The organism is Parafrankia sp. Ea1.12 (genome assembly GCF_900465275.1).
Taxonomy (GTDB): Bacteria; Actinomycetota; Actinomycetes; order Frankiales; family Frankiaceae; genus Parafrankia; species Parafrankia soli.
On record NZ_UBIZ01000106.1, the window covers coordinates 1 to 11,647 of the forward strand.

Consider the following 11,647-nt stretch of genomic DNA (forward strand, 5'->3'; position numbering starts at 1 on the left):
GGCCGTCACCGGAGTGGTCGTGCTCGTCGGCGGCGGTGCGGGCTCCGACGACCAGGTCGCCGTCCCCGTCACCCCGACCGCCCCGCCGCGGACTCCCGCGCCCGCGACGATCGACAGCATCGCCGCCTGGGCCGCCGCGCCGTCCGGCGGTTTCTACGTCGTCGAGGACGGCGGCACCCGGCTGTTGCGGCTGGGTTTGGACGGGAAGGTGTCCGTCGTCGCGGGCACCGGTGCGCAGGGGTCGGACGGTGACGGTGGCCCCGCCGTCCAGGCACGCCTGCGTGGGCTCGACGCCGTCGCGGTCGACGGCGCCGGCACCGTCTATCTCGGCGAGGACTCGAACGGCAAGATCAGGAGGATCGGCCGCGACGGGGTGATCACGACGGTGGTGGGTGGCGGGACGCGCCTCGCCCGGGAGGGCGAGCCGGCAACCGAGGTCTCGCTCTCCTTCATCTCAGGCCCGATAGCCGTCGACACGGACGGCGACCTCTACCTCTACGGCGCGGGCCGGATCTACCGGGTCGACCGCGACGGCATCCTGCACGTCGTCGCCCGCACGCAGGAGCCGGGATCCACCGAGGCGCCCCCGGAGGGCGAGGAGGACGTGCCCGTCGTCGCGGCCAACATCGGTGACCTGGAGGTACGCGACGGACAGGTCTACATCGCCGACTACTCCGCCGACCGGATCCAGGTACTCGGCCCGGACGGCGCCGTGCGCACCCTGGCCGGCGGCGGCCGGGAGGGCGACAGCGGGGACGGCGGCCCGGCGACCGCCGCCGCCCTGAGCCTGTCCGTCGATGCCTCTGTCCTCGCGTTCGACCCGGCGGGCGGTCTGTACGTCGTCGAGTCCCTCGGCAACCGGGTGCGGCGGGTCGACCCCGGCGGGACCATCACCACCGTCGCCGGCACCGGCGAGCTCGGCTCGGACGGCGACGGCGGCCCCGCCGCGAAGGCCCGGCTCTGGTTTCCCCGCCGCATCACGGTCGACGCCGCGGGCGTCCTGTACGTGAACGAGACCGGCACGACCATCCGACGGGTCGGCCTCGACGGGATCATCACCACGATTCACGAGTGACCGTGGCGCCGCGAGCGTGAGAGCGCGAGGCCCCGGGCCGTCGCCAGGTCAGGACGGGGACACGCCGGAGTCCTGGCCGCCGGTGGCGCGCCCGGCGGTGATCAGGGAGAGGACCTCGGCGAGGTAGGTCTCGGCCGCGGTCTTGCTGATCCCCAGGGCGGTGAGCGGGCCGGTGCCGTCCTCCAGCTCCAGCAGCGCCAGCAGGATGTGTTCGGTGCCGACGTAGTTGTGCCCCAGCCGCAGCGCCTCCCGGAAGGTGAGCTCCAGGGCCTTCTTGGACGGCCCGTCGAACGGGATCAGAGCGGGAAGGTCGTCCACCCGCGGGGGCAGGGCCGCGGTCACCGCCTGGCGGACGGCGTCGAGGGAGACACCCTGGGCGGCGATGGCGGCCGGGCCGAGGCCCTCCGGGTCGGCGAGCAGACCGAGGATCAGGTGGCCGGGGGTGATCTCGGCGTTGCCCGCCGCCCGGGTCTCGTTCTGGGCGGCGACGATGCTGTTGCGGGCCCGCGGGGTGTAGCGGCCGAACCCCTGTGACGGGTCGAGGCTGGACGGCTCGCCGGGCCCCTTGGGTACGAAGCGCTTCTGGGCGGCCTGCTTCGTCACGCCCATGCTGGCGCCGATCTCCGTCCAGGACGCGCCGGAGCGGCGGGCCTGGTCGACGAAGTGGCCGATGAGGTGGTCGGCCACCTCGCCGAGGTGGTCGGCGACCATGACGGCGTCGGTGAGCTGGTCGAGGGCGTCCGAGTGCGCCTTCTTGATCGCCGCGATGAGGTCGTCGAGGCGGACGGGGTTGCTGATGGGGACGGGGCTCGGGTTCGTCATTCGTCAACTCTAGGTTGACGCTCCTCGAAGCGTCAACCTAGAGTTGACGAATGGCTGCGGCTGCGGCTGCGCTTAGTCGGTCGTGCGGCGCCGGTAGAGGGCGACCGCCAGCGGCGCGCACACCGCGACGATCCCCACCGACCAGAGCACGGCGGCGACCACCGGGTGCTGCATCGGCCAGGCATCCGCGGCGGCCGAGGGGTTCGGATTGCCGAACAGGTCCCGCGCGGCCGCCGTCACCGCGCTGACCGGGTTCCATTCGGCGATCGCCCGCACCGCGCTCGGCATGCCGGCCGTGGGCACCATCGCGTTGGAGACGAACGCGAGTGGGAACAGCAGCACCAGCCCGATCCCCTGCGCGCTCTCCGGCCCCTCACTGATCATGCCCAGGCAGGCCGTCGCCCAGGCCAGCGCGTAGCTGAACAGCAGCGGGACGGCCAGCGCGGCCACGAACCGGGCCGGCGAGGTGTGCGGCCGCCAGCCGATCGCCAGCCCGGTGAGCACGACGATCGACATGCACACCAGTGAGGAGAGCAGGTCGGACAGCGACCGGCCGACGAGGACGGCGGCCCGCCAGATCGGCAGGGTGCGGAACCGGTCGACGGCGCCGCTGCCCAGATCCGTGCTCAGGCCGACCGCCGTCCCGATCGAGGCGGTCGTGAGGTTCAGCGAGATCAGCCCGGCGATCGCGAACTGCTTGTAGTCCCCGCCTCCGACGGCCACGCCGCCGCTGAGCACGTACACGAACAGCAGCGTGAACAGCACCGGCTGGATGGTCACGTCGGACAGTTGCAGAGGTTCCCGGGCGACGTGGACGAGGTTGCGGCGGGTCAGCACGACGACGTCGCGCACCGCCTGGCCGATCGAGCCCGACCGCGCGGTCGCCGCGGGCGTCGTGGGCGTCGCGGGGGCGCTCGGCGTGGGGGTGCCGGTCGTGACGGTGAGCTGGGACATCAGGACACTCCCTGGCCGGTGAGCGCGAAGAAGACGTCGTCGAGGGACGGGGCGTGCACGACGACGTCGTCGACGAGCGCACCCACCCCGTCGAGGGCCCGGATCACCTCGGTCGCCACCCCGGAGCCGCTGCGCACCCCGGCCCGCAGCCGCCGCCCGTCCGCGTCGACGTCGACCCGGCCCTCGACGAGAGGCGCCAACGCGGGGAGTGCGCCGTCGTGCGGGGCGCTCAGCGTGACCTCCAGCCGGTGCCCGCCGGTCGCCGCCTTCAGCTCACCGGCGGTGCCGCGGGCGACGACCCGGCCGTGGTCGATCACCACGATGCGGTCGGCGAGCGCGTCGGCCTCCTCCAGGTACTGGGTGGTCAGCAGGATCGTCGTGCCGGCCGCGACGAGGTCGCGCACGACGTCCCACATCCGCGCCCGGCTCGTCGGGTCCAGCCCGGTGGTCGGCTCGTCGAGGAACAGCACGGCCGGGTGGGCGACCAGGCTGGCGGCGAGGTCGAGGCGCCGGCGCATCCCGCCCGAGTAGCCCTTCACCACGCGGTCGGCGGCGCCGGCCAGCTCGAACCGCTCCAGCAGCTCGTCGGCGCGGGTGGCGGCCGCGCCGCGGCGCAGGCCGCTGAGCTCGGCGACCATCCGCAGGTTCTGCCGGCCGGTCAGCGCCTCGTCGACGGTGGCGTCCTGCGCGGTCACGCCGATGCGTCGGCGGACCTCGCCGGCCTGGGTGACGACGTCGTAGCCGGCGACGCGGGCGTGACCGGCGTCCGGCCGGGCCAGCGTCGTCAGGATCCGCACGGCGGTGCTCTTGCCCGCCCCGTTCGGGCCGAGGACACCGAGGATCGTTCCCGCGGGGACGCTCAGGTCGACCCCGGCCAGCGCCTGGGTGTCGCCGTAGCGTTTCGCGAGGTCCGTCGCCTCGATCATGATCTGGTCCATCCGGGCTCCGTCTCGCCGAATATTTACCTGCCAGCAGGTAAGCTGACTTACCTGTCGCAAGGTAAGTAACATCGTGTCAGGTCGTCAAGTAGGTTGAGATCATGCCCAGACCGCCCGCGCCCACCGAAGGGGAGAAGAGCACCCGGGAACGGATCCTCGACGTGGCCCTGGAGCTGTTCAGCACCGCCGGGTACGAAGCGGTGTCGCTGCGCGAGATCGCGGAGCGGATGAACTTCACGAAGGCGGCGCTCTACTACCACTTCTCGAGCAAGGACGACATCCTGCTCGCCCTGCACCTGCGTCTGCACGATCTCGGCCGGGCGGGCTTCGACGATCTCGAGGCGGATCTGGCCCGCCCGGAGCGCTGGCCGCAGCTGCTCGACCTCGTCGTCAACACCATGCTGGCGAACCGGTCGCTGTTCCTGTTCCACATCCGCAACCACGGTGCGCTCGAACGGCTGCACGGCCACAGCCACGACGCCGACCACGCCGACCTGCAGGAGCGGTTCCAGCGGATCCTCACCGACGAGAACGTCCCGGTGGAGCTGCGGGTGCGGCTGATGTGCGCCCTCGGCGCGATCGCCGGCGGGTTCGTGCTCGGCGGTGAGGTGCTCGCCGCCGTCCCGGACGCCGACCTCGGCCGGATGCTGCGCGCCGCCGTCGGTGACCTGATGTCCCCGGCCGCCGCCCTCGCGCAGCCGACCCGCACCTCCTGACCGAACCGCGCCGTGTCGCGCGGGTAGCCGTCAGGTGGCGACGGGTGGCCGCGCACCTGCCATGATCCAGGGCCATGACGACGCGGGACGGGCGGCAGCCGGCCAGCCGGCGGGGATTCCTCGACGCGACGCTGCGGCTGGCGGCCTCCGGCGGGTTCGCCGCGGTCGCCGGCACCGGGGCGGCGGGCTGCGACGGCCCGGCGCCCGACCCGGGCGGCGCACCGTCGGCCACCGCCGCGCCCCGGCCCTTCGCCACCGGCACGCCGGGCCCGATCGCCGCCACCGACCTGGTGGACGTCGACACGCTCTGGGGCTGGGTCGAGCGGATGACCGCGGTGGGACCGCGGTTCACCGGCTCGGCGGCGCACCGGCACCACATCGACGACCTCGAGCGACAGCTGCGCGACTACGGCCTCGAGGTGACCCGCCATCCGACCCCGCTGTCGCAGTGGCTCGCGCGGTCCTGGTCGCTGCGGGTCACCGACGCCACCGGCGCGACCCGGTCGGTGCCCGTCGCCTACTACCGGCCGTACTCGGGGGAGACCGGCCCGGCCGGTGTCGAGGGACCGCTGGTCGACCTGGGCGCCGGCGCCGAAGCCGACTACCAGGCCGCCGGCGCCGGCCTGGCGGGCGCCGCGAGCGGCCCGGGTGCTCTGGGAGCCCCGGATGCCCCGGGCGTCCCGGGTGCGGGGTCGCCGTCCGGGGCGATCGTGCTGGTCGACGCCCCGGTGGCCCGGCTGCGTGCCTCGGTGCTCGCCGACCTGGCGTACGACGTCCACCCGCCCGAGGCCCGCGCCGAGTTCGCGGCGGAGGACTACTCCCGGGTCTGGCTGGGGATCCCGCCGGCGCCGAGCCTGGCCACCGCCCGCGCCCACGGCGCCGTCGGCATGATCGAGGTCTCCGACATGTCACCCGCCCTCGCCGCCGGGCAGTACACCCCACACCAGCAGGAGCACGCCGACCTCCCGGCGCTGCGGGTCGACCGGGAGCAGGGCGCCCTCCTGCGCGGCCTGCTCGCCCGCGGGCCGGTGCGCGCCACCCTCGTCCTGGACGCCGACCGGAGCCGCACCACCGTCGACTACCTGCTGGCCCGCCTGCCAGGAGCCGGGCCGCGCCAGGACCCACGAACCGTCCTCGTCGCCACCCACACCGACGGGCAGAACGCGCTCGAGGAGAACGGCGGCCCGGCGCTGCTCGCGCTCGCCGAGTACTTCAGCCGGTTCCCGGCCGCCACCCGCCGCCGCGACCTGCTGTTCATGTTCTCTCCGAGCCACATGACCGCCGAGACGGCGACCGTGAAGCCGGACGAGTGGCTGCGCGAGCACCCCGACATCACGGCGGGGATCGACATGGCGCTCGCCGTCGAACACCTCGGCGCCATGGCCTGGGACGACGACGGCGGCACCGGCCCCTACCGCGCCACCGGCCGCACCGAGCCGGTCGCCGTCGCGGTGGGCAACAGCGAGACCCTGCGCCGGCTGGCCACCGACGAGGTCCGCCACAGCGACCTGGCCCGCACCGGCATCCAGAAGCCGTTCCAGGACGGCCTCTACGGCGAGGGGACCTTCGCCTACCGCCTCGGCATCCCCACCATCGCGATGATCACCGGGCCGGCCTACCTGTTGCAGGTCACCCCGGGCGACAACCTCGACAAGCTGGACCGGGACCTACTGCATCGCCAGACGCTCTTCCTGGCCCGGCTGCTCGCCCGGATGACCGAGCTGCCCCCGATCGCCGAACTGCCCCGGGTCACCGGGCTGCCCGGCACCACGCCGGCCTGAGTACGGAGGCAGTCGATACCAGCTGTAGCGGCGACCAGAACAGGATGCTGACCGTCGAATCCGGTATGCGGAATTGAGGACCGTCGTGACCTTCTCCAAATTGTATGGCAGCATCTGCCGTCTGATTGGGAAGGAGCCTCATGGCCAGATGTGCGCCAACGTTCATCCGCCGCTTCGCTCCGGTCGCCGCTCTGACGGTCGCCGCATCTTTGTCCGCATCGGCTTTGTCCGCAACGGCCGGTATCGCCGCCCCGTCGACATCCCCGCCCACGCCCGTCCTCGCCCGTCCTTTATCGGCGGACACACAGGCCTGGTGGAACTACGACCGTCCGGCCACCTATCAGACCGTCTCCACCGAGACCACAGTTCCGGCCCGGGACGGCACCCCGCTCAGCTGCACCCTGGTCCGGCCGGCGACCAACGGTGCGCCGGCCGCGGGTACCTTCCCCGGCCTGGTCGTCGAGTTCACTCCGTATACGGCATTACGGGCGAGCTACGTCGCCAGCGAGGCCACCTATTTCGCGACCCACGGCTACAACGCCCTGGTCTGCAACCTGCGGGGGACCGGCGGATCAGGGGGCACCTGGCAGCACGCCATGTCGCCCCAGGACGGCAAGGATGCCCGCGACCTGGTCGAATGGCTGGCCGTCCAGCCCTTCTCGAACGGCCGGATCGGAATGACCGGCGAGAGCTACGGCGGTGACACGACCTACGCCGCCGCCATCAACCGGCCTCCGCACCTGGTCGCCATCGCCCCGCTGCAGTCCCCGGCCGACCTCTACAGCGACGTCATCTATCCGGGTGGCATCAAGACCACAGAGGGCGGCAGCATCGACAACTGGCCCGACACCGCTCAGCTGATCAGCGGCGGAGCGATCAACGCCGAGGCCGAGTACGCGGCCAACCGCGCGCACCCCACCTACGACGACTACTGGCAGTCACGATCGTTCGTCGGCCGCCATCATGCGATCAACGTCCCGATTTTCGCGATGGGCGGCTGGGTCGACCAGTACTTCCGCTCCGGCCAGTTCACCAACATCGAAGGTGCCCTCGGCCGCACGTGGGCCATCTACGGCCAGTGGCCGCACCAGGCCCCGCTGCGGTATCCGAGCTGCGGGCGGGTCTGCAACTCCGAAGGACTCTCCCCGGGGATCACACTCGCCTGGTTCGACCACTGGGTGATGCGGATTCCCAACGTCCCGATCCCGCCCCGGCCGACGCTGGTCAGTTACGCCGGCGCCAGCCCCGGCACGACCTCAGCGGGATGGCGGGAGATCATCGGCTACCGGCCGACCGGCACCACCACGCGAGCGTTCACCCTCAACCCGGACGGCTCGCTGGGAGCGGCCAGCCCGACGGCCGGAACCAGGACGTTCCACCAGCCGCAGGATCCGTCGACCGCCGGGGGGTCCGTCCTCTTCCAGACCAGCGCGCTCACCGCACCGACGGCACTGTTCGGCCGCCCGACGCTCACGCTGCGGGCGAGGCTGTCCGGCCCGGACGCCAACCTCTACGTCGAACTGCTCGACGTCGGACCTGACGGTACCGAGACGCTGGTCAACAACGGCTTCCTCCGGGCCAGCCACCGGATCTCGAGCGTCGTGCCCACCCCGGTGCCGACCGGGGCACCCGTCACCCTCACCGTTCCGATCCGGCCGGACGACTGGCAGTTCGGGGCCGGCCACCGCATCGCCGTGCGCGTCTCCGGCGGCGTCTCGACGATGCTCACCCAGAATCCGACCCCGGTCGACGTCACCGTCGCCACCGGCGTCGGCGGCTCCACCCTGACCCTTCCGACCGTCGCCTGACCCTGAGCCTGTGGGGCCTGCCCGGCGCCTAGCCTGGTGGTGGACGGTCCGATCCACCGTCACGGGCGCACGGGCAGGAGGGCGAGTGGCTGGGGACGGCGCAAAGCGGCCGTACCGGACATCGCCGAGTGTGCGACAGGCCCGGGCCGACCGGCTGGAAGCCGCGGCCCGGGCCGTCGAGTCAGCCGCTCTCCAGTTGTTCGAGCTCCGCGGATTCGACGTGGTGACGGTCGACGACATCGCGGCCGCCGCGAGGATCTCCGTCCGCACGTTCTACCGCTACTTCCCAGCCAAGGACGATGTCCTGCGGGCCGTCGTCCGGCGCCGGGCACAGGCCGTCGCAACCGCCCTGGCGACCCGACCCGCGGACGAGGCGCCGATGCGTTCGGTCCGCCAGGCCGTCCAGGACGTCGTCGCCGCCGAGGACTCGGCCGAGGTCGCCCGGTGGGTCCAGGTCGTGGAGGCCAGCCTCTACGCCACCCGGGTGATGCTCGGTGTGAGCATCCTGGAGTTCAACGGCGTCCTCGCCGAGTTCCTTGGCATGCGGCTGGGCAAGGCGCCCGACGACCTGGAGCCCGCGATGCTCGCAGTCGCCGCGGGTGCGATCATCCTCGCCGCACAGACCCGCTGGTATCTGCTCGGCGGAGACCTGGCGGCGACGATCAGCGATGCCCTCACCGTCATCGACACCGTCGTCCTGGGCGGGGCCGGCGCCAGCGAATGATGCGCCATCCCTCGCTCCGAGGAGTGGAAGTCATCGTGGCAGACGTTTCACGTCGCACCTGATCGAAGCCGCGCGCGGCTAGTGTTGGACGGGTGGATGACCGGCAGCCGGAACCTCGCGCCGCGAGCGGGGGAACCGGGCCTGGTGCGGCACTCGGCCCGCTGTGGGAAAGTCCGCCGGCGCCGCCCGGACCCGGGCTGACCCGCGCGGCGATCGTCGGAGCCGCCATCGACATCGCCGACCGCGAAGGGCTCGACGCGGTCTCCATCCGCCGGGTCGCGGCCGTGCTCGACGCCCGGCCGATGAGCCTCTACACCCACGTCCCGAGCAAGGACGACCTGCTCGACCTCATGACCGACCGGGTCGCCGGGGAGGCCGTCCTGACCGAGGCGCTGCCCACGGACTGGCGGGCGGCGATGCGGGCCATCGCTGCCCGCAGCCGGGAAGTGGGCCTGCGCCATACGTGGATGCTGCGGTCCGTCGTGAAACGCGGAAACATCGGCCCGAACGCCGTGCGACACATCGAGCAGTCGTTCGAGGCCCTCGCCGGCCTGCGGGTGGAGACCAGCCGCAGGATTGAAATCCTGCGGGCCGTGGACACGTTCGTGATCGGGCACATCCTCGGGGAGGTCTCCGCGCGCAAGCGCGAGGGCCAACAGGCGTGCGCCGCCGACGGCCCGGCCCCAGACCAGAACCTGGCCCCTGAGCGTCGCCTGGCCGCGGAGCAGGACCGGGCCCCGGCGCGGGCGGGTGGCGGCGGGGACGAGCGCGACCGTGGCACGGGAGCCGCGGTGCCCGGCCTGCCGGCCGAACCGCGCTGGCAGGCCGTCGTCGAGCATCTGCACCAGCTCGCGGCGAGTGGACAGCACCCGGCGCTCGCCGAGGTGCTGACCGAACCGCTCACGCTCTCGGGCGGGCATGCGGACCGGGCCTTCGAGCAGGGCCTCGACTGGCTGCTGTCCGGCATCGCCGCCACCCTGCCACCAGACGCCGCCGCGGCCTGATTCCCCGCCGGCGGTAACCGCCGAGGTCGACGTTGGAACAGGGGAGAACCCGGAAAGTCAACACGACTTTTCCCATTCGACTGCCCCACCCCCCGGCCAGCGGGCAGCATGCGCCAGGACCGGTGTCCAGATTGCCTGGACCCACCATCCCGACACCCCGCCGTCGCGCGCCGCCGTCGTGCGAGGCACGGAACGGCCGGAGGAGCCTGACGATGACCGAATCCACGTCGGAGCAGCCCCAACTCTCCTGGAACTTCGACGACCACGTGACCCCGGACGAGGTCGAGGCGCTCAATTCGCTGAACCGGCAGCTAGGCATAATCGACGCGTTGGGGACCGGCCTCAACGCAGAGCGGGCGGTTAAGGTACGTGAGATCTTAAATTCAACCAGGAATCACCTGGCGGAGATACGGCGGCGGGTCTCGAACCGTGCCGAACAGGATTTCGCTCGGAACCACTACCGTACGGCGTTCGCCTCGGCGTCGCTCGGGACCGAAGAGGAACTCCCCGCGACGATCCAACTGATGACGACCGACTGGAGCTTGTTCGGGGTCGTGAGCCGAATCGACGACCCGGAAGTTCTCGTCCAGATCACCAAGGACCTCCAGGTGTCGGCTTTGGGTGATCTTGGTGAATACACGATCGAACTCCGGACGACGCCGACAGAGCTGTCCGACCAGGCCGGCTGGCGAGAACGACGACTCGCCCTGCAGGCCCTGATATCGACGATCGAAAAGAACGTCGGCGGGCACCTGTCCAGCAGGGCTGCCGGTGCCTACCGGATAACCATTTTCAACCCAGGTAATCTCATCAGGAGTGTTACGGACGGGACCGTCAAGGGCACGGCGAAACACGCGACGGTCGGGGTCGCCGCCGCGGAGATCGGCACCGGAGTCACCCTGGACGACCGGCAGCGCCTCCGGAAAGTTCATCCACTCCTGACACTGCCGTGGTATGCGGAGCGGTTCACCGCCGACCCCGGGCTGCTCGCCCTGGAAGACCGCGAAAAAGTCAGTTACGCATTCGTGATGTCGGCGGTCCTCAAACTTGCCCAGATCTGGACGAGGTATCCCGACAGGCTGCACCTCCTGGAGGCCAAGAGCATGTGGGACGTGCTGCCTCGGACGCCTCCCGTCCAGATCCTGAACTCGCTGCGCCCCGTGGCGAGCACGGCGGCCCGCCGCATGGTCACCAACCGGGCGGTACCGGCCTGGGCGGCCGACTGGGGCCAGGTGCCCAGTGCCGAAGTCTGGGAGAAGGCACGCCGCCACGTTCTCGCCGAGGGTGAGATGGGCGGGCACCCGCCGGCCGCCGCGACCGTCGGCGGCCGTCCGGCGATGCTGTTCGAATACCGGGCCGGCATCCCGGACACCTTCGCGGACGCGTGGTGGAAGCGGATCTGACGACAGGTGTCCACCGTCGTCACGACGTCGCGGGTCGGAGACACGTGCCGTTTCATAGGGGTCCTCTGCTCGACGGAGGTGGCGATGTCCGAGACCTCCAGTACCCGCTTCTTCGGCAACCTCGACGACCTGGCGGCCACCTCGCGGTGCTGCGAGTGAGCTTGGCACGTGGCGTCGAGAAATTCTGGAAAAATATCGAAATCGGGCTTCGTTGTCTTGATCTGTCGGCCTGTCGGCGTTGCATGTTTGCGGCTCGCTGGTCCCGGGCAGCCAATCCTTAGAAAAATATCCCTAACGCCGACGTCGCCTCCGACCGGCCCGCCGACACGGTGTGAGGTAGAGCATGGCAGCTGTCGTCAGCTCGCCGCCGGTCGCGGCTGGTTCGCGGCCGCGGCTGTCCGCGAAATCCACACGACTGTCCG

At 71.6% G+C, this 11,647-nt stretch carries 10 protein-coding genes and 1 pseudogene; 8 read left to right on the forward strand and 3 right to left on the reverse strand.

What is annotated here, in order from left to right:
- Positions 1 to 1,075 (forward strand): annotated as a pseudogene (locus FMEAI12_RS02300) (serine/threonine protein kinase); the annotation flags it as partial.
- A gap of 48 nt (positions 1,076 to 1,123) precedes the next feature.
- Here FMEAI12_RS02300 and FMEAI12_RS02305 read toward each other — a convergent pair.
- The 3 genes from FMEAI12_RS02305 to FMEAI12_RS02315 all read right to left on the reverse strand — a co-directional run bounded on the left by FMEAI12_RS02305 (position 1,124) and on the right by FMEAI12_RS02315 (position 3,789).
- Positions 1,124 to 1,897 (reverse strand): Clp protease N-terminal domain-containing protein, encoded by a 774-nt coding sequence (locus FMEAI12_RS02305; protein ID WP_112104806.1) that lies wholly within the window; start codon positions 1,895 to 1,897, stop codon positions 1,124 to 1,126.
- 72 nt (positions 1,898 to 1,969) lie between these two features.
- The gene (locus FMEAI12_RS02310; protein ID WP_112104807.1) at positions 1,970 to 2,851 is read right to left on the reverse strand and encodes an ABC transporter permease; all 882 of its coding nucleotides are present in this window, start codon (positions 2,849 to 2,851) and stop codon (positions 1,970 to 1,972) included.
- On the reverse strand, positions 2,851 to 3,789 hold the full coding sequence (locus FMEAI12_RS02315; RefSeq protein WP_020461615.1) for a daunorubicin resistance protein DrrA family ABC transporter ATP-binding protein: 939 nt from the start codon (positions 3,787 to 3,789) through the stop codon (positions 2,851 to 2,853). Before FMEAI12_RS02315 ends, FMEAI12_RS02310 begins: the two co-directional genes overlap by 1 nt.
- Positions 3,790 to 3,890: 101 nt before the next feature.
- Between FMEAI12_RS02315 and FMEAI12_RS02320 the strand changes: the two genes are divergently transcribed.
- From FMEAI12_RS02320 to FMEAI12_RS36465, 7 genes are all read left to right on the forward strand, one after another.
- Positions 3,891 to 4,505: a TetR/AcrR family transcriptional regulator gene (locus FMEAI12_RS02320; protein ID WP_020461616.1), complete on the forward strand. Its 615-nt coding sequence runs from the start codon at positions 3,891 to 3,893 to the stop codon at positions 4,503 to 4,505.
- Between the two features lie 74 nt (positions 4,506 to 4,579).
- Positions 4,580 to 6,286, forward strand: coding sequence for a hypothetical protein (locus tag FMEAI12_RS02325; RefSeq protein ID WP_112104808.1), 1,707 nt, complete (start codon positions 4,580 to 4,582; stop codon positions 6,284 to 6,286).
- A gap of 140 nt (positions 6,287 to 6,426) precedes the next feature.
- A complete protein-coding gene (locus tag FMEAI12_RS02330; protein WP_112104809.1) occupies positions 6,427 to 8,094 on the forward strand; it encodes a CocE/NonD family hydrolase in 1,668 nt (555 codons plus the stop codon).
- A 130-nt stretch (positions 8,095 to 8,224) separates the two neighbouring features.
- On the forward strand, positions 8,225 to 8,818 hold the full coding sequence (locus FMEAI12_RS02335) for a TetR family transcriptional regulator (protein WP_235013611.1): 594 nt from the start codon (positions 8,225 to 8,227) through the stop codon (positions 8,816 to 8,818).
- 92 nt (positions 8,819 to 8,910) lie between these two features.
- Positions 8,911 to 9,822 (forward strand): TetR/AcrR family transcriptional regulator, encoded by a 912-nt coding sequence (locus FMEAI12_RS02340; protein ID WP_112104811.1) that lies wholly within the window; start codon positions 8,911 to 8,913, stop codon positions 9,820 to 9,822.
- A gap of 212 nt (positions 9,823 to 10,034) precedes the next feature.
- Positions 10,035 to 11,225, forward strand: coding sequence for a hypothetical protein (locus FMEAI12_RS02345; protein ID WP_112104812.1), 1,191 nt, complete (start codon positions 10,035 to 10,037; stop codon positions 11,223 to 11,225).
- Between the two features lie 6 nt (positions 11,226 to 11,231).
- Positions 11,232 to 11,384 (forward strand): hypothetical protein, encoded by a 153-nt coding sequence (locus tag FMEAI12_RS36465; RefSeq protein ID WP_160144226.1) that lies wholly within the window; start codon positions 11,232 to 11,234, stop codon positions 11,382 to 11,384.
- Positions 11,385 to 11,647 lie beyond the last annotated feature (263 nt).